Genomic DNA, 18,192 nt, shown 5'->3' with positions numbered 1-18,192 from the left:
CACTGCTTGCACCCCGGCCGTCGTTCGCACCGCGGCCGCCGTCCGATCCAGACAGGCCCCCGCCGGTGCGTACGTGCCTGCCCGGGCCGGGTCCGTCTGCGCGGGCGCCCTCACACACTCTAGCCAGTCTCCGCGTCCGAGTAGGCTGGAGGGGATGTCCTCCGCACCCGAACCCGCTCCCAGCCAGCGTCCGGAACAAGGCCCGGAACAGCGTCCAGAACGCAGTCCGGAACAACGCTCGGCCGGCGCTTCCGGCCGGCCCAAGCGCGCACGCTCCCGCGGTCGCCGCCGGGGCTCGCAGGGCGGGCCGGGCAACAAGCGGCACGGTGACCGCCAGGACGGCGGCCAGCGTCGGCAGCAACGTGAACGACTCCGGCAGGCCCGTGCCGCGGTGGAACTGCACCCTCAGTTCCCGCCCGAGCTTCCCGTCAGCGCCGTCCGGGACGAGATCGCGGCCGCCATCCGCGACCACCAGGTCGTGGTCATCGCCGGCGAGACCGGTTCGGGCAAGACCACCCAGCTGCCCAAGATCTGCCTGGCCCTGGGCCGGGGCGTCGACGGGATGATCGGGCACACCCAGCCGCGGCGCATCGCCGCCCGCACCGTCTCCGAGCGCATCGCAGAGGAACTGGGCACCGTACCGGGAACCGCTGTGGGCCATCAGGTCCGCTTCCAGGCCGATGTGAAGCCCGAGACCCGGGTGAAGGTGATGACCGACGGCATCCTGCTGGCCGAGATCCAGCACGATCCGCTGCTGCGTGCCTACGACACGATCATCATCGACGAGGCACACGAACGCAGCCTCAACATCGACTTCCTCCTGGGCTACCTGAAGACCATCCTGCCCAAGCGGCCGGACCTGAAGCTGATCATCACCTCCGCCACGATCAATCCGCACCAGTTCGCCGCGCACTTCGGCGACGCCCCGGTCCTAGAGGTCTCCGGGCGCACATATCCGGTGGAGGTCCGCTACCGGCCGCTGGCCGCCGATCAGACGGCTCACGGCGGCGCGGACCCGGACGCCGATGAGGCGGGGGACCCGGAGCTCGGGCGCGCCGTGTCCCAGTCCAAGGGGGAGCGCTCCGATGACCGCGATCAGCTCGAGGGCATCCTCGACGCCGTCCGCGAGCTGCTGGCCGAGCCGCCCGGCGATATCCTCGTCTTCCTCTCCGGAGAGCGGGAGATCCGCGACACCAAAGAGGCGCTCGAAGGCTGGCTGCCGGGGCTCGGGCCCAAGGCCTCCCGGTACGAGGTGCTGCCGATGTTCTCCCGGCTCTCCGCCGCCGAGCAGCACCGGATCTTCACCCCCGGCGCCAGGCCCCGGATCGTCCTGGCCACGAACGTCGCGGAGACCTCCGTGACGGTGCCCGGGATCAAGTACGTGATCGATCCCGGCACGGCGCGCATCTCCCGGTTCTCCACCCGCACCAAGGTGCAGCGCCTGCCCATCGAACCGATCTCCCAGGCCAGCGCCGATCAGCGTAAAGGCCGCTGCGGCCGTACCAGCGACGGTATCTGCATCCGGCTGTACTCCGAGGAGGACTACCTGTCCCGCGACCGGTTCACCGATCCGGAGATCCTGCGGACGAATCTGGCCAACGTCGTCCTGACGATGGCCTCGCTGGGCTTCGCCGACGACGATGCGGCGATCGAGTCGTTCCCGTTCCTCACCCCGCCCAGCGCCCGCGCGATCCGCGACGGCCGCCAGCTGCTGGGCGAGCTCGGCGCCCTGGTGACGGGCAAAGACGGGCGGAATCACCTGTCCAAGCGGGGCCGGCGCATCTCCCGCATTCCGCTGGATCCCAGGCTCGCCGGGATCATCCTGGCCGGCGCGGAACGGGGCGTGGCGGCCGAAGCCATCGTCATCGTCGCCGCGCTGTCCATCCAGGACCCCCGGGAACGGCCGCTGGAGAACCAGGCCGAGGCCAAGGGCCTGCACCGGCGTTTCGACGATCCCGACAGCGATTTCTTCGCCCTGCTGAACCTCTGGACCTATCTTCAGGAGCGGCGCCGCGAACTCGGTTCCTCCCAGTTCCGCAAGCTGTGCCGCAGGGAGTTCCTCAACTATGTGCGGATCCGGGAGTGGCAGGACCTCGTCGGTCAGCTCCAGGCGATGGTCTCCGGGGAAGGAGTCGAGGTGGGACCGCTGCGGTGGACTTTCGCCGGAGCCGGAGGAAGCGACGCCGATGGCGGTGCTGCCTCTGATGCCGGCGGTCAGTATGGAGCCCGCGGCGACCAGAAGAGCGCACGCGGCAACGCCCGCCAGGGCGGGCATGCACTGGGCAAGGCGGTGCACTGCAGCGTGCTGGCCGGGATGCTCTCCCACATCGGCGCCCGGACCCCGGACGAGAAGGGGTACCTGGGGGCCCGCGGCACGCGTTTCGCGATCTTCCCCGGCTCCGCGCTGTTCAAGAAACCGCCGCAGCTCATCGTCGCCGCCGAGCTCGTGGAGACCTCCCGGCTGTGGGCGCGCACCAACGCCAGGATCGAACCGGAATGGGTCGAGGAAGTCGGCGGCGACCTGGTCAAGCGGCAGCTGAGCGAACCGCACTGGTCCAGCAAACAGGGACAGGCCTGCGCCTACGAGCGCACCAGCCTGTACGGCGTCACCCTCATCGCCGGCCGCCGGGTCGCGCTGGCCCGGCACGATCCCGTCCTGGCCCGGGAGATCTTCATCCGGGAGGGCATCGTCGAGGGCGGCTGGCGCGGCCGGCACGAGTTCCTGGCCCGCAACCGCGAGGTCCTGAAGTCCATCGAAGAGCTGGAGTCGCGCACCCGGCGCCGGGGACTCATCGACGATCAGGCGCTGTACGAGTTCTACGACGAACGGCTGCCCGCGGACATCGTCTCGGGCCGCCACTTCGACTCCTGGTGGAAGAAAGCGCGGCAGGAGGACCCCGGCCTGCTGGATCTGACGCCGGAGCAGCTGCTCGGCGAGGACGAGCCAGGCGCCGAGGCCGACGACGCCTTCCCCCTGCACTGGCCCATGCCCGACGGTTCCCAGGCCCGGATCAGCTACCGGCACGAACCCGGCAGCGACGCCGACGGCGCCACCGTCCACATCCCGGTCGCATTGCTCAACCAGCTCGAGCCGGAGGTGTTCTCCTGGCAGGTACCTGGCCTGCGGGACGAGCTGGCGACCGCCTGGCTGCGGTCGCTGCCCAAACAGATCCGGCGGCATTTCGTGCCGGCACCGGACGTCGCCGCGGCCGTGCTCGACGGCCTGGAACCCTACCGGGGCGAGCTGCGCGTGGCGCTGGCGGACGGTCTCACGCGGTACGCCGCCACCAGGAGCGCGCAGGGCGGGCACGGTGAGAACGTGCAGGTCGATCCGGAGGACTTCGACCCCGCCCGGGTACCGGCGCATCTGCGGCTGAGGTTCACGATCCACGACGAATCCGGTGCCGTCATCGCCACCGGGGAGGACCTCGCCTCGCTGCAGGCGAAGAACGCGCCCGCCGTGAAGCAGACCCTTTCCCGCGCCGCCGTCGCCTTCGAGCGGGAGGGCCTGCGCGACTGGGACCTGAGCGAGCTGCCGGAGACGTTCTCCGGCAACAGCGCCGGACGGGCCGTCACGGGCTATCCGGCACTGGTGGACCGCGGCAGCGCGGTCGACCTGGTCGTACTCGACCGCGAGGACTCCGCGGCGAGCGCCACCTGGGCGGGCACCCGCAGGCTGCTCCTGCTGCGTGCCGGGGATCCCTCCAAGACCCTTGCCGGCTACCTCACCACGCAGGAGAAGCTGGTGTTCGCGGGCGCGGAGGGCGGCGTCGCCGGCGTCCTGGCGGACTGCGCCCTGGCCACGGTGGACCGGATCATGGTCGAATCCGGCCTGGACCCGGACTCCCCGCGGATCCAGCTGCGCCGCCGAGAGGAGTTCGAGGCGCTGCGGTTGCGGGTCCGGGACGAGCTGCTGGACAAGGCGGTGGACGTCGTCCGGCTGGTCCACCGCGTGCTGGCCGCCGCGGCCGAGGTCGCCAAAGGTGTTTCGAGGGCGTCCTCGCTCATCCTGCTGGCGCAGCTGCAGGACATCTCCGCCCATCAGGCGAGTCTGCTCGGCAGCGGGTTCGTCGCCGCCACCGGCTGGAAGCGCCTGCAGCACCTGCCCCGCTACGTCCAGGCGGACCTGCGCCGACTGGACAAGCTCCCGGAGAACCCGGCGCGGGACAAGAGCCTGATGGATCGCGTGCACGCCCAGCAGGAGGCCCTGCGGAAGGCGGAATCCCGGCTCAAACCCGGCACTCCGCCGGGGCCGGCGCTGGTGGAGGTGCGCTGGATGATCGAGGAGCTGCGAGTCAGCTTCTTCGCGCAGGAACTCGGCACGCCCAAGCCGGTCTCGGAACAGCGGATCCAGAAGGCGCTGCAGGAGGCCCGGTGAACCGGAGGCTGCCGGACGGTGTGCTCGAGGCGCTGCGCTGCCCGGTGTGCGGCGGCGACCTCGAAGCCCGCGCCGGCGGCGTAGCCTGCGCGGCCGGGCACTCCTTCGACCAGGCGCGCCAGGGGCACCTGACCCTCAGATTCGGGCGCCCGGCGCCGCTGGCGGACACGCCCGCCATGATCGCCGCCCGCGAAGAGTTCCTGGGCGCCGGCCACTACGAAGGCATCACCGCGCGGCTCGCCGCGCTCGCCGGTGAAGCCGTCACCGACACCGAGGCCGTTCTCGCGACCGCCACCGGCGCCACCGCGGGGGCTGCCATCGCGGCGGAGCCGGGGGAGCGCCGGGGTCTCCTGCTGGACCTGGCCGGCGGCACCGGACACCACCTGGCCGGCGTGCTCGACGCGCTACCGGAGGCCTCGGGCATCTGCCTGGACCTCTCGGTGGCGGCCCTGCGCCGGTCCGCCCGGAAGCATCCGCGGATGGCCGCGATCGGCGCGGATCTGCGGGACCGGCTGCCGCTGGGCGATGCGTGCCTGGATGCGGTGCTGAGCGTGTTCGGGCCGCGCAACCCGGCGGAACTGGCGAGGGTGCTGCGGCCCGGTGGCAGGCTCCTGGTGGTGACACCCACCCCGGCGCACCTGCGCGAGCTGATCGTCCCGCTGGGCATGGTGTCGGTGGACGAGGCGAAGGAGTCACGCTTGGCGGCACAGTTGCGCGGCTTCCCGCAAGTCCATCGGGAGGTGCTGCGCCTGCCCCTGGATCTGAGCCGGGCTGAGGCCCGCGCGCTCGCGGCCATGGGACCCAGCGCCTTCCACACCGCCGATGCGGAGCTGGACGCCCGCGCCGCCGCGCTGCCGGACCGCGTCGGCGTCGCCGCCGAGGTCATCGTCGCGGCGTATGCCTGTCCAGCCGGACGGGGCTAGCGAAGCCTCAGCCTCCGAAGCCGGCGAATCCGATGATGAGCACGGTCACGGGGCACGCCGCCGCGGCCAGCAGCGCCCCGGCGGACCACCACATCCGCCACCGCACCGTCTGCCGGCGACGGGCCACCAGGAGGCAGATAATCCAGGCGATCAGTCCCAGCGGTCCCAGCAGCGCGAACACCAGCACGCTGAGCATCTGGCCGAAGCTCGCGTTCAACTGGATCAGCAGCCCCAGGACCTCGCCGAACTGGTAGGAGAAGAACAGCCCTGCCGTCAGCAGCGGGACGCCCAGGGCCGACGCGAGGATCATCGGCGTCCGGCGCAGCCGCTGCTCCCGGCGTTGCTCCGCGGGAGCCTGCCGGCTCAGTCGGGGGTACTGCTCGCGTCGCCTGCTCATCAGGACCGAGTCTATCCGCCCGGACATGTTTGCCCGGCGCCCTCCGGTGGACCCGCGCGCGTTCCGGCACAGCTCGGGCACGGCGGTGAACACGGTGCGATGCGCTGCTGCGCCGGCCGGGCACGCACGGGGAAGTTCTCCGGTTCTGCGCCGCAGAGCGTAGAATCGTGCGCCGTGACTGCCGCGCCGAATTCCGCCCCGTTTCCGCCTGCCCGCATACGCGCCCAGGCCGATCGCCGTCGCACCTTCGCGGTGATCTCCCATCCCGATGCGGGCAAGTCGACGCTGACCGAGGCACTGGCCCTGCACGCCCGGGTGATCGGGCAGGCTGGTGCCGTCCACGGCAAGGGGAACCGGCGCGCCACCGTCTCGGACTGGATGCAGATGGAGAAGGACCGCGGCATCTCGATTTCCTCCGCCGCGCTGCAGTTCGAGTACCGCGACACCGTCATCAACCTGGTGGACACCCCGGGACACGCGGACTTCTCCGAGGACACCTACCGGGTGCTCTCCGCCGTGGACGCCGCCGTGATGCTGATCGACGCGGCCAAGGGCCTGGAAGCCCAGACCATGAAACTCTTCGAGGTGTGCCGTCACCGGGACATCCCCATCATCACGTTCATCAACAAATGGGACCGCCCGGGCCAGGAGGCGCTCGCGCTGCTGGACGAGATCACCGAGCGCACGGGGCTGCGGCCGGCCCCGCTGACCTGGCCGGTGGGCATCGCGGGGGAGTTCCACGGGGTGCTGGAACGCGCCAGCGGCGACTTCATCCGCTTCACCCGCACCGATGCCGGCGCCGGCATCGCCCAGGAGGAGCGCCTGGACGCCGATGCGGCCGCCGCCATGATCGGCGGCGACTGGGACACCGCGCTGGAGGAGGCCGAGCTGCTGGAACTCGAAGGCCAGGAGCACGACCAGGACGCGTTCCTCGCCGCGCGGTCGACGCCGGTCATGTTCGGCTCGGCCGTGCTGAACTTCGGCGTGCACCAGCTCCTCGACGCCCTGGTGGACATCGCCCCGGCCGCCGGTCCCCGGCCGGACCAGGACGGCAACCCGCGGCCGGTGGAGGAGCCCTTCTCCGGTTTCGTCTTCAAGGTGCAGGCGGGAATGGACGCCAACCACCGGGACCGGCTGGCCTATATCCGGGTCTGCTCCGGGGTGTTCGAGCGCGGCATGGTGGTCACGCACGCCACCACCGGCAAGCCCTTCGCCACGAAGTACGCCCAGCAGGTGTTCGGCCGGGACCGGGAGGTCGTCGACACCGCCTTCCCGGGAGACATCGTCGGCCTCGTCAACGCCTCCGCCTTGCGGGTCGGGGACTCGCTCTACGTGGACCGGAAGGTGGTGTTCCCGCGGATCCCGACGTTCTCCCCGGAGCACTTCAAGGTCATCCGGGCCAAGGACTCCTCCAAGTACAAGCAGTTCCGCCGCGGGATCGAGCAGCTCGACCACGAGGGCGTGATCCAGGTGCTGCGATCGGACCTGCGCGGCGACCAGGCGCCGGTCCTGGCGGCAGTGGGCCCGATGCAGTTCGAGGTGGCCGAGGACCGCATGGTGAACGAGTTCAACGCGCCGTGCACCCTGGAGCAGCTGAACTTCTCCCTGGCCAGGCGGACCACGCCGGAGTGGGTGAGCGTGCTCTCCCGCGAACGCGGCGTGGAGGTGCTGTCCCGGTCCGACGGCGCGCTGCTTGCGCTGTTTCCGGACCGGTGGAGGCTGGCCGGGGTGGAACGCGAGCACGAGGGCATCGTGCTGGAGCCGCTCGTGGTCAGCGCGTGAGCGCGCGGGTGGCCCGCCGGCAGATCCGCGTCACATACGTGGATCGGGCGAGCTGACCAGGGGATACGATAGACGGCACGCTTCATCGACGTGCTGTGACGACCAAAGAAACAGGAGTGATCTGCGTGTCTGAGAACCCGATCCGGGTGGCCATCGCCGGCCTCGGCAACTGTGCCTCCTCCCTCATCCAGGGAGTGGAGTACTACCGCGATGCGGACCCGGCGGAGAAGGTGCCCGGCCTCATGCACGTGACCTTCGGCGACTACCACGTGCGGGACCTGGAGTTCGTCGCCGCCTTCGACGTGGACGGCAAGAAGGTCGGCATGGACATCGCCGAGGCGATCCACGCCAGCGAGAACAACACGATCAAGCTCGCCGACGTCCCGCCCACGGGCGTGCCGGTGCTGCGCGGGCCCACCCTGGACGGCCTGGGCGCGTACTACCAGGACACCATCCAGGAGTCCGACGCCGAGCCGGTGAACGTGGTGCAGGCGCTCAAGGAGGCCAAGGCGGACGTCCTGGTCTGCTATCTGCCGGTCGGCAGCCAGCAGGCGACGGAGTTCTACGCGCAGGCCGCCATCGAGGCGAAGGTCGCCTTCGTCAACGCCCTGCCGGTGTTCATCGCCGGCGTGAAGGAGTGGGACGAGAAGTTCAAGGCCGCTGGCGTGCCCGTCGTCGGCGATGACATCAAGAGCCAGATCGGCGCCACCATCACCCACCGTGTGATGGCGAAGCTGTTCGAAGACCGCGGCGTGATCCTGGACCGGACCTACCAGCTCAATGTCGGCGGCAACATGGACTTCAAGAACATGCTGGAGCGCCGCCGGCTGGAGTCCAAGAAGATCTCCAAGACCCAGGCGGTCACCTCGAACATCGTGCAGGACCTGCCCGCCCGCGATGTGCACATCGGCCCGAGCGACTACGTCGAATGGCTGGACGACCGCAAATGGGCCTTCGTGCGGCTGGAGGGCCGGAACTTCGGCGATGCGCCGGTCTCGCTGGAGTACAAGCTGGAGGTCTGGGACTCGCCCAACTCCGCCGGCGTCATCATCGACGCCGTGCGCGCCGCCAAGATCGCTCTGGACCGCGGCATCGGCGGTGCCCTGATCTCCGCGTCGTCCTACTTCATGAAGTCCCCGCCGGAGCAGAAGGCCGACGATCTGGCACGCCAGGCGGTGGAGGACTTCATCGCCGGTCAGCTGGAACGATGATCTGGTAGGCGGCATGTCTCCTTGCTAGTGTGAGGCGCACGTCACACAAGCAAGGAGAGCCATGTCGAATCCCAGCGCGGCGGCCCCGGCCCAGGGCGACCTCACCCGGGTGATGCGGGTCCTTCTCTTCATCGAGAAGGCGGGCAACAAGCTTCCCCATCCCTTCTGGCTCTTCCTGAGCCTGGCGGCCATCGTGCTGCTGCTGTCCAAGGCCCTTTCGGCGGCGGGCGTCCAGGCGGACAACCCCTCGACGGGGGAGACCGTCACGGTCACGGACCTGCTCAGCGCGGAGTCCCTGCGGGAAGTGGTCGCGGGGGCCACGGAGAACTTCGTCACCTTCCCGCCGCTGGGGCTGGTGCTGATCGTCCTGCTCGGCGTGGCGGTGGCGGAGCGCTCCGGCCTCATCCCGGCGGTGCTCCGGGCCACTGTCGCCGGGGCCTCGCCCCGCTGGATCACCTTCATCGTCGCCCTGGCCGGGACGGCATCCTCGATCGCCTCGGACGCCGCCTACATGGTGATGATCCCGCTCGGCGGGCTGGCGTTCCGGGCGGTGGGGCGCAACCCCATCCTCGGCTGCGTGGTGGCGTACGCGGCGACTTCGGGCGGCTATTCCGCGGCGCCTTTCGTCAACTCGCTCGACGCCATCCTGGGTGGCCTGTCCACCTCGGCGGCCCACATCATCGACGAGAACTACGTGGTCACGCCGGTGGCGAACCTGTACTTCAACTTCGTCTCGATGTTCGTGGTCGCCGCGGCCGTCACGCTGATGGCGGAGCTCCTGCTGTCCAAGCGCGCCGACCAGATCGAGCTCGATCCGGTGGAGGACGGGGCCGACGTCGCCGAGGACGACCTCACGATGGAGCTGGAGCCGGCCGAGAAGCGCGGCATGATCGCCTCGCTCGTGGCCCTCGTCCTGTGCGCCGGCATCCTGGTGGCCCTGGCCGCGCCGGCAGGCTCCTTCCTGCGCGACGAGGCCGGCGGCTTCGGGCCGGAATCGGGGCTGATGGCCGGGATCGCCGCCATCATCGGCTTCGGCTTCTTCATCGTCGGCATCGTCTACGGCTGCGTGACCGGCACGATCACGCATCCCTCGGACATCCCGGAGATGATGGCCAAGGGCCTGCAGCCGTTCGTGCCGGTGATCGTGCTGTTCTTCGCCGCCAGCCAGTTCCTCGCCCTGTTCCAGATGTCCGGGCTCGGCGAGGTGCTCGCCATCCGCGGTGCCGAGTATTTCGGCTCGCTGGGCGCAGGAACGTTCCTCATCCTGCTCGGCGGCTGGGTGCTGGTGGCGCTCGGCGCGCTCTTCATCACCTCCGGTTCGGGCCTGTGGACGCTCATGGCGCCGGTCCTGGTGCCGATGTTCATGCTCCTGAGCATCTCCCCGGAGACGACTCAGGCGCTCTACCGCATCGGGGACTCCACCACGAACATCATCTCGCCGATGAGCCCGTACTTCGTCGTCGTTCTCGGCTTCCTGCAGCGGTACAAGAAGGACGCCGGGATCGGCACGCTGCTCTCCTTCACTATCCCGCTCTCGCTGGCGATGTTCGTGTTCTGGGGCGCGCTGTTCTTCATCTGGTGGGCGACCGGGATCCCATGGGGTCCCGGCGCGGCGATCGACTACCCCGCGCAATGAGTGTCCGGCAGCTGGTCCCGTAGGCCGTCCTCGTACCTGGGGGAACGCTGGGAATTTTCCAGCCCAGCGAATAGGAGCGTGCATCCGGGAGTTCTCTCTACGGATAGACTGACTGGTGACGTGACGTACCAGTCATGAGCCTGACGACCATCTGACCGACGTAAGGAACGAGAGCATGAGCAATCCCGTTCTGCGGAGCGCCCTGAACCGTGGCGTCCGCGAAGGCCAGTCGGCTCCGGCCGGTTACGGCCAGCAGCCCCAGCAGCAGCCGTTCATGACGGACCAGCAGCTGCAGGAGATCTACAACCAGCCGACGGCCACCGCCCGGCAGACCGGCCGGATGACGTACGAGGACGTGGTCATGAAGACCGCGTCGCTGTTCGGCATCCTGCTCGTCGGCGCCGCCCTGGGCTGGTTCGTCCCGGCGCTCGCCTTCCCTGCGATGCTGGTCGGCCTCGTCCTGGGTCTGGTCAACGCCTTCAAGAAGGATCCCTCGCCGGCGCTCATCATCGCCTATGCCGCGTTCCAGGGCGTGTTCCTCGGCGGGATCTCGAGCTTCTTCGAGGCTGCTTTCCCGGGCATCGTGGTCCAGGCCGTGCTGGCCACCCTGAGCGTGTTCGCCGTGATGCTCGTGCTGTTCCGCATGCGCATCATCCGCGTGACGGGCAAGTTCCAGAAGTTCCTCATCCTCGCAGTCGCCGGCTACGCCGTCTTCGCCCTGGTGAACTTCGCCTTCGTGATGTTCACCGGTTCCGGTGGCGCACGCTCCGTCGTGATCGACCTGCCCATCGTGGGCGCAGTCCAGCTCGGCGTCATCATCGGCATTGTGGCGGTCGTCCTGGCGGCGCTGACCCTCGTGATGGACTTCCAGATGATTGAGGACGGCGTCCGTGCCGGCGTCCCGGAGAAGTTCGCCTGGCTCTGCGCTTTCTCCCTCATGGTGACCCTGATCTGGCTGTACGTCGAGATCCTGCGCCTGCTGTCCTACTTCCGGGGCGGCGACTGACCTGCCCCTGAGCCGGTTCGTTCAGGACCTGTTCAGCGTAGGCGCGGCGGCGGCAGAGACGATTCGCTTCCGACGGCAGCCGCCTCGCCCGCACGCAGCCGTCGCGGCTGTACAGTCCAGCTATGACGATGCACAGTTCTGAGGCCGAGGGCCTCGGCGTCGAGATCGAAAGACTCCGGCGCCGGGTCCTCGGCCTCAGCTATGCCCAGCTCGATGCCGGATCCTCTCCGGGCCATAGCCGGCGCGCGCTCATCCGGTCGGCGCTCAGCGATCTGGCCGGGCTGTCCTGGCAGGCGAGTGCTCTTCCGGGGCCCTGCCCGGCGGTGCCAGACCACGGCGACGCGGCGCTGGGCTACCAGCTCACGGCGCTGCTGCAGGACTGCCTGGCAGCCGGCGGGGACACCGAGCACGCCGCGTGGCAGCGAGCGGTACGGCTCCGCAGGGCGCTCTAGCGGCCCGATCCACCAGCTGTCGCTTCAGTCTGCACCACCGGCCGGCCAGGCATCATGCACGTGAAGCGTCCTAGGCGGTGCCTTGCGGGCTGAGGTCCGCGAGCATTTTCCCGGGGTTGAGGATGCCGCGGGGATCGAAGGCCTGCTTCACGCGCAGATGCAGGTCCTGGGCGACCGGATCCAGTTCGCGTGCGAGCCACGAGCGCTTCAGGCCGCCCACGCCGTGCTCGCCGGTGATCGTGCCGCCGAGTTCAAGACCCAGCGCCATGAGCTCGTCGAAGACGAGCTGGGCATGTGCCGCAGCCGTGGCGTCGGCGGCATCGAAGAACACGCACGGGTGCATATTGCCGTCTCCGGCGTGACCGCTGTTGGCGATCACCACATCCGGGTACTGCGCGGCCAGCCGGTCCAGCTCTTCGAAGAAGCGGCGCAGCGCGCCCAGCGGCAGGCAGACGTCGTCGATGAACTGCCCGCCGCCGCGGGCATGGGTGAACTTCTCGAAGGCCGGGTTCACCGCCCGGCGCGCCGCTACCAGAACCTCGGATTCGGCCGGATCGTCGGAGACCCACACCTCGGAGGCTCCGCGTTCGTGTGCCACCCCTTCGAAGGCCTGCAGGTCCGTGTGGGCGCGGCCGGTGTCGCCGTCGCCGTCGGATTGCACCAGCAGCATCGCGCCGGACTCCGCCGGCAGGCCGAAATCCCGGTAGTCCTGCAGGATGCCCATCGTGGTGCGGTCCAGGTACTCGACCATGGAGAGCCGGTAGCCGGCCGCGGCCACCGCGCTCACCGTCTCTGCGGCACCGGATTGCGCCGGGAACAGAGCTACCGCGGTCACCGGAGGCGGGAGCGCGGGAACCAGGTCGAGTTCGATCTCGACGATGATGCCCAGGGTGCCCTCAGACCCGATGAACAGCTGCGACAGCGCCAGGCCCGCCACGCCCTTGGCCGTGGGACGGCCCAGGGTGGTGAGTTCGCCATCGGCGAGGACGACCCGCAGGCGGCGGACGTAATCGCGGGTGACGCCGTACTTCACGCAGCACAGGCCGCCGGCGTCCGTGGCGACATTGCCGCCGATGGTGGAGATCGCCACCGAGCCCGGGTCCGGCGGGTAGGCCAGGCCGAAGGAGTGCACGTGGTCCTTCAGATCCTGGTTGACGACCCCGGGCTCCACCGTGCAGGTGCGCTCGACCGGGTCGACGTTCAGGATCCGGTTCATCCCCGACACGTCCAGCAGGATCGCGCCGTCGACCGCGTTCGCCCCGCCCGCCAGGCCCGTACGTGCGCCCTGCGGCACCACGGGGACCCCCTGCCGGTGGGCGAACCGCATCACGGCACGGACATCCTCGACCGAGCGGGCACGCACCAGCGCCCGGGCCCGGCCCGCCGTGCAGAACGGCGCGCGGTCCTGGGAGTGCGCGGCCAGGACATCGGCGTCGGTGATGAGGGCTCCGGCGCTTACGTCCGCGCGCATGGCGGCCAGATCGACCGGATCGTGCGCGCCTGCCGTGCCGCGCTCGCTCCCGGTCAATGCATGACCTTCCTGGCGATGACATTGCCGAGCCACTGCGCCACCTGGACCAGCACGATCAGGATCACCACGATCACGCCGACGACGAACCAGTCGAAGCGCTGGTAGCCGTACCGCATGGCCAGATCGCCCAGGCCGCCGCCGCCGATGACGCCGGCCACCGCGGTCGAGTCGACCAACGCGACCAGGATGTAGGTCAGGCCCAGGGTGAGCGGGCCGAGCGCCTCGGGGATGACGATCGTGAACAGCACCCGGACCGGGCTGGCGCCCATCGCCGCGCCGGCTTCGATGGTGCCCGGATCGACCGCGACGAGGTTCGATTCGGCGATCCTGGCGACCGCGACGGTGGCCACCAGGGTCAGCGGGATGATGGCGGCCACCGGCCCGATGCTGGTGCCGACGATCGCGCGGGTGAGCGGGATGATCGACACGGCGATGATCAGGAACGGGATCGGCCGGATGATGTTGATGAGCAGGTTCAGCACCGCGAAGACGGGACGGTTCTGCAGCAGATTGCCCGGCCGGGTGGCGTAGAGCAGCAGCCCCAGCAGCACGCCCAGCACGGACGCCAGGACGAACGAGACGCTGACCATCAGCAGGGTCTCGAAGACCGCGTCGCCCAGCCGGGGCAGGAACGCCTCCAGATTGATCTCACGCATGACCGGTCACCTCGTTCACCTGCGCCACGCGGCCGAGCTCGGCGACCGCCGCATCGACCTGGGCTTCGGACCCCAGCAGTTCGACCGTCAGGCTGCCGAACAACCGGCCCTCCAGTTCGCTGACCCCGCCGTACACGATGTTGAAGTCGACGTCGTGCTTCCGGGCGGTCCGGGACAGGAACGGATCGTTCGTCTCCCGGTTCTCCACGTGCAACTGGACCAGCCTGCCGCGGTGGACCTTCCGGATCGCCTCCAGCGTCTTGACGTCCGGCACGTGCTGCAGCAAGGAGGAGACGAACCGCGCGGCGATGGGCGTCGACGGCGAGGAGAAGACCTGGTAGGCGCTGCCGTGTTCGACCACCCGCCCGTTCTCCATCACCGCGATCCGGTTGGCGATGGCGCGCACCGCGTCCATCTCGTGCGTGACCATGAGGATCGTGACGCCGTATTCCTGGTTCACGCGCTCGAGCAGGTCCAGCACCTCGGTCGTGGTCTGCGGGTCCAGCGCGCTAGTGGCCTCGTCCGAGATGAGGATCTCCGGCTGCGTGGCCAGTGCCCGCGCGATCCCCACCCGCTGCTTCTGCCCGCCGGAGAGCTGCGAGGGGTAGCTGAGCGCCTTGTCGGAGAGCCCGACGAAGTCCAGGAGCTCCTCCGCCCGGTCCAGGATCTGCTCCTGGGAGTAGCCGGCGAGCTTCATCGGGTACGCGATGTTCTTGTACACCGTGCGCGAGCGCAGCAGGTTGAACTGCTGGAAGACCATGCCGATGCGCTGACGCTGCGCGTACAGCTTGGGGCCGTGCAGCGCGGAGATCTCCGTCTCACCGACGAACACCCGCCCCTTGGTGGGCCGTTCGAGCGCGTTCACCGTGCGCAGCAGAGTGGACTTGCCGGCGCCGGAATAGCCGACGATGCCGAAGATGTCGCCGGGGGCGACGTCCAGGGACACGTCCTGCAGGGCGTGGCTCTGCCGGCCCTTGTGGGTGAAGGTCTTCCAGACGTTCTCGAACCGGATCGCCGGCTGCCGGCTGGTGGTGCTCATGGTCCTCACGCGCCCTGGTTCTGCTGGGCCTCTTCCTGAAGTTCCGCGAGGGTCTCGCGCAGGGTCTCGGCCGGGACGTGCACGCGCATGGTGGTGCCGAAGAACTCCTCCTCGATGGCCTCGATCACCCGCGGGTCGTCGTAGGCCTCCTCGAGGATGTCCCAGGCGGGGTTGTCCAGATTGTCCGCGCGGGTGGCCACGACGTTGACGTACGGCAGCGAGGACTCGGCATCCGGGTCGTCCAGGTACAGCGCGTCCTCGATCTCGATGTTCTGCGAGGGATCGAAATAGTGGATGCCCACGACGACCGCGGCGAGGCTGGGATCGTCGAACTGCTGCGGGATGGTCGTGGCGGTGATCTCGGTGAAGGACAGGTCCCGGGGGTTGTCGATGATGTCATCGGTGTCGGGGTAGGCACCGGCCTCGGGGTCGAGCTCGATCAGCCCGGCGTCCTGCAGGATGAACAGCGCACGCCCGCCGTTGGAGGGATCGTCCGGGATGCCGATGGCCGAGCCCGGCTCGATCTCCTCCGTGCTGTCCAGGCGCGGGGAGAAGATGCCCCAGCGGCTCATGATGGTGGAGAAGACCGGCTGCAGGTCCTCGCCGTTCTCGACGTTGAAGTTGCTCAGGAACAGGATGTGCTGGAACGAGTTGGCGTCCAGCGTGCCGGCCGCGACCTCGGTGTTCGGCAGCACCCAGTCGTCGAGGTTCTGCCAGGTGACGTCGAGTCCCTTCTCGGCGGCGACCTCGGCGATGGTGTCGTGGTACTCGTTGTCTTCGCCCGCGGCGATGGTGATCGCCAGCCGGCCGTCGTCGGCTGCCTCCTCGCCGGACAGCGTCCGAACGACGCCGATGATGCCGGCGACCAGGGCGACCACGGCCACCCCGGCGATCACCAGGATCGTCGTGCGACGCTTCCGCCGGCTGTCCTCGACGCTGCGTCGCAGCTCGCTCTTCGCGCTCATAGCGTTCTTCTCATCCTTCGTCTCGTACGGTGGAATCTCAGACGGCGGGGCCGTCGCGGCGCAGCCGATCCGGGCCCGGCCGCCGGTGGATCAGCGGCCCAGCCAGGTCCAGGGCGTCTTGGAGAGAAATCCGTCCACGGCGCCGGCGAAGTCCTCGCTGCCGTAGACCCGGCGCAGGACATCGTCATCGTCCACGGGGGAGGAACCGGCGCCCCGGCGGAGAAGCTCCTTGATCGACCACAGCGTCAGCGGGGCGAGCCCGGCGATGCGCGCGGCCAGCTCGTCGACGGCGCCGTCCAGGTCCTCGGTCACCTGCCAGACGAAACCGCTGCGCGCGGCCTCGTCGGCGCCGAAGGTGGAACCGGTCAGCAGCATGGCCGCGGCACGGGATTCGCCGAGCAGGGTCACCAGCCGGCGCAGGGTGTCCGCTGCGAGGGTATTGCCGAGCGTGCGCGCGATGGGCACGCCGAAGCTCGCCGTCGGAGAGGCGATGCGGACATCGGCGCAGGCGGCGATGCTCAGCCCGCCGCCGATGCAGTAGCCGTCGATGGCGGCCACGACGGGTTTGCGCACGGCCAGGATGCGCTGGAGGATCGCGCCGACCTCCCGCTCGTACGCCACGCCGTCGTCCCCGTCGAAACCGCGGAAACGGGTGATGTCCGTGCCTGCCACGAAGGCCTTCCCGCCGGCGCCGCGCAGGACGCTCACGCGGACCTCGGTGTCCTCATCGGCGGCCTCCAGCGCCGCTGCCAGCCCGCTGTACATGCCGGGGGTCATCGCGTTGCGCGCGTGCGGACGGTTGAAGGTCACGTGCAGCACCGGCCCGCGGCGCTCGATGAGGAGATCGCCGGTCTTGCCGGTTTCCGCGGGCGCGCCTGGACCGCCCACGGGGCCGTTCGCTGAGCCGGTCACGGCGCTGATCCCTCCCGTGCTGCCTCATCGGCGAGTTCGGCCAGGACCCGCTCGGTGTCGGCGCCCAGGACAGGGCCGGCCTGACCGCGCACGGCAGGCGTGCGGGAGAACCGCATCGGGCTGCCGATCTGCTCCACCCGGCCGGCGCGCGGGTGCGGGGCGTCCCAGAAGAAGTCCCGTTCCCTCAGATGGGGATCGGTGAAGACCTGACCGTAGTCGTTGATCGGCGCGACCGGGACCCCGGCCTCGTCGAGGAGCGAGACGACGTCTGAGACCGACCGGGAGGCGAAGGCATCCTCGATCAGGGCGATCAGCTCATCGCGATGCGTCATACGGGCCGCCGGGGTGGCGAAGCGCTCGTCCTCGATGAGGGAGCCCAGCCCGAGCGCGCGGCACAGCCGGGCCCAGTTCCCCTGGGTGTTCGCCCCGATCGTGACGTAGCCGTCGGCGGCGCGCACGGCCTGGTACGGCGCCGAGGCCTGATGGGCCGAGCCCTGCGGGGTGCCGACGGCGCCGTTGGCGAAGTAGGCGCCGGCCTCCCACACCGCGAAGGAGACGCCCGATTCGAACAGCGAGACGTCGATGAACTGGCCCTGGCCTGAGCGGCCGCGTTCGTGGATCGCGGCGAGCACGGCGAGGGCCAGGTACAGGGCGGTGGAGAGATCGCAGACCGGCACGCCGACCTTCGCCGGCGGCATGTCCGGGAAACCGGTGATGCTCATCAGGCCGGAGCGGGCCTGCGCCATGATGTCCAGGCCGGGGTTCGGAGCCAGCGGGCCGTCCTGCCCCCAGCCGGAGGCGGAGGCGTAGACGAGGTGCGGGAACTCGGTCTTCAGATCGTCGTAGCCCAGGCCCATCTTCTTCAGCGCGCCGGGGCGGAGGTTCTCCACGAGCACATCGGCCCGGGCGAGCAGCCGCCTGAGGTGCTGGCGTCCCTCCTCGGATTTCAGATCGAGCTCCACGGACTCCTTGTTGCGGTTGAGCCGCATGAAGGCACTGGACTCGCCGGCGATGTGCGGGCCGACGACGCGGGTCTGGTCCCCGGTGCCGGGGCTCTCGATCTTGATCACCCTGGCACCGAGGTCCGCCAGCTGCATGGTGGCGAAGGGCCCGGCCATGAACACGCCGATCTCCAGCACGGTGATGCCTGCGAGGGGACCTGCGGAACGGCCGGAACGATCCGCGGCGGGGGTGTCGTCACTCATGGGGGCCTTCTGTCGTCGGGCACGTCAGATGGCACCCGCTTCGAAGCGGGCGCCGTGGCGACGCTAGTTCCCCGGTGCGCGAAGGCGGACGACGGTGCG

At 69.7% G+C, this 18,192-nt stretch carries 14 protein-coding genes; 7 read left to right on the top strand and 7 right to left on the bottom strand.

Translation table 11 applies throughout. The features are described from left to right. Positions 1 to 154: 154 nt before the first annotated feature. Positions 155 to 4,378, top strand: a complete 4,224-nt coding sequence (gene hrpA, locus IEW13_RS11045; protein ID WP_188550971.1) for an ATP-dependent RNA helicase HrpA — start codon at positions 155 to 157, stop codon at positions 4,376 to 4,378. Then, complete coding sequence (locus tag IEW13_RS11040; RefSeq protein WP_229745099.1) at positions 4,375 to 5,301, top strand: putative RNA methyltransferase; 927 nt, start codon at positions 4,375 to 4,377, stop codon at positions 5,299 to 5,301. Before hrpA ends, IEW13_RS11040 begins: the two co-directional genes overlap by 4 nt. 7 nt (positions 5,302 to 5,308) lie before the next feature. Here IEW13_RS11040 and IEW13_RS11035 read toward each other — a convergent pair whose 3' ends face one another. Continuing rightward, the gene (locus IEW13_RS11035; RefSeq protein ID WP_188550970.1) at positions 5,309 to 5,698 is read right to left on the bottom strand and encodes a hypothetical protein; all 390 of its coding nucleotides are present in this window, start codon (positions 5,696 to 5,698) and stop codon (positions 5,309 to 5,311) included. Positions 5,699 to 5,797: 99 nt separating this feature from the next. On the opposite strand from IEW13_RS11035, the gene IEW13_RS11030 reads away from it, so the two are divergent. From IEW13_RS11030 to IEW13_RS11010, 5 genes are all read left to right on the top strand, one after another. Continuing rightward, entirely contained in the window at positions 5,798 to 7,480 is a 1,683-nt protein-coding gene (locus IEW13_RS11030; protein ID WP_188550969.1) for a peptide chain release factor 3, read from the top strand. Positions 7,481 to 7,605: 125 nt separating this feature from the next. Further along, positions 7,606 to 8,691 carry an inositol-3-phosphate synthase gene (locus tag IEW13_RS11025; RefSeq protein WP_188550968.1) on the top strand — a complete coding sequence of 362 codons (1,086 nt, stop codon included), beginning with the start codon at positions 7,606 to 7,608 and terminating at the stop codon, positions 8,689 to 8,691. 61 nt (positions 8,692 to 8,752) lie between these two features. Continuing rightward, positions 8,753 to 10,327 carry an AbgT family transporter gene (locus IEW13_RS11020; protein WP_188550967.1) on the top strand — a complete coding sequence of 525 codons (1,575 nt, stop codon included), beginning with the start codon at positions 8,753 to 8,755 and terminating at the stop codon, positions 10,325 to 10,327. Positions 10,328 to 10,502: 175 nt separating this feature from the next. Continuing rightward, positions 10,503 to 11,333 (top strand): Bax inhibitor-1/YccA family protein, encoded by an 831-nt coding sequence (locus IEW13_RS11015; protein ID WP_188550966.1) that lies wholly within the window; start codon positions 10,503 to 10,505, stop codon positions 11,331 to 11,333. A gap of 122 nt (positions 11,334 to 11,455) precedes the next feature. Beyond that, positions 11,456 to 11,785 (top strand): hypothetical protein, encoded by a 330-nt coding sequence (locus tag IEW13_RS11010; protein ID WP_188550965.1) that lies wholly within the window; start codon positions 11,456 to 11,458, stop codon positions 11,783 to 11,785. A 70-nt stretch (positions 11,786 to 11,855) separates the two neighbouring features. On the opposite strand, the gene IEW13_RS11005 is transcribed toward IEW13_RS11010, so the two are convergent. The 6 genes from IEW13_RS11005 to IEW13_RS10980 all read right to left on the bottom strand — a co-directional run bounded on the left by IEW13_RS11005 (position 11,856) and on the right by IEW13_RS10980 (position 18,093). Continuing rightward, on the bottom strand, positions 11,856 to 13,313 hold the full coding sequence (locus IEW13_RS11005; protein ID WP_308420817.1) for an FAD-binding oxidoreductase: 1,458 nt from the start codon (positions 13,311 to 13,313) through the stop codon (positions 11,856 to 11,858). Next, the gene (locus tag IEW13_RS11000) at positions 13,310 to 13,972 is read right to left on the bottom strand and encodes a methionine ABC transporter permease (protein WP_188550964.1); all 663 of its coding nucleotides are present in this window, start codon (positions 13,970 to 13,972) and stop codon (positions 13,310 to 13,312) included. Before IEW13_RS11000 ends, IEW13_RS11005 begins: the two co-directional genes overlap by 4 nt. Further along, the gene (locus tag IEW13_RS10995) at positions 13,965 to 15,011 is read right to left on the bottom strand and encodes a methionine ABC transporter ATP-binding protein (RefSeq protein WP_188550963.1); all 1,047 of its coding nucleotides are present in this window, start codon (positions 15,009 to 15,011) and stop codon (positions 13,965 to 13,967) included. Before IEW13_RS10995 ends, IEW13_RS11000 begins: the two co-directional genes overlap by 8 nt. Positions 15,012 to 15,016: 5 nt before the next feature. Beyond that, positions 15,017 to 15,976, bottom strand: coding sequence for a MetQ/NlpA family ABC transporter substrate-binding protein (locus tag IEW13_RS10990; protein WP_188550962.1), 960 nt, complete (start codon positions 15,974 to 15,976; stop codon positions 15,017 to 15,019). Between the two features lie 90 nt (positions 15,977 to 16,066). After that, entirely contained in the window at positions 16,067 to 16,888 is an 822-nt protein-coding gene (locus tag IEW13_RS10985) for an enoyl-CoA hydratase (RefSeq protein WP_229745097.1), read from the bottom strand. Beyond that, positions 16,885 to 18,093: a CaiB/BaiF CoA transferase family protein gene (locus IEW13_RS10980; RefSeq protein ID WP_188550961.1), complete on the bottom strand. Its 1,209-nt coding sequence runs from the start codon at positions 18,091 to 18,093 to the stop codon at positions 16,885 to 16,887. The genes IEW13_RS10985 and IEW13_RS10980 overlap by 4 nt, the downstream gene beginning before the upstream one ends. Positions 18,094 to 18,192: the final 99 nt, after the last annotated feature.

It is taken from the genome of Sediminivirga luteola (assembly GCF_014639315.1).
Taxonomy (GTDB): Bacteria; Actinomycetota; Actinomycetes; order Actinomycetales; family Brevibacteriaceae; genus Sediminivirga; species Sediminivirga luteola.
This window is presented reverse-complemented; position numbering and strand designations above follow the sequence as displayed.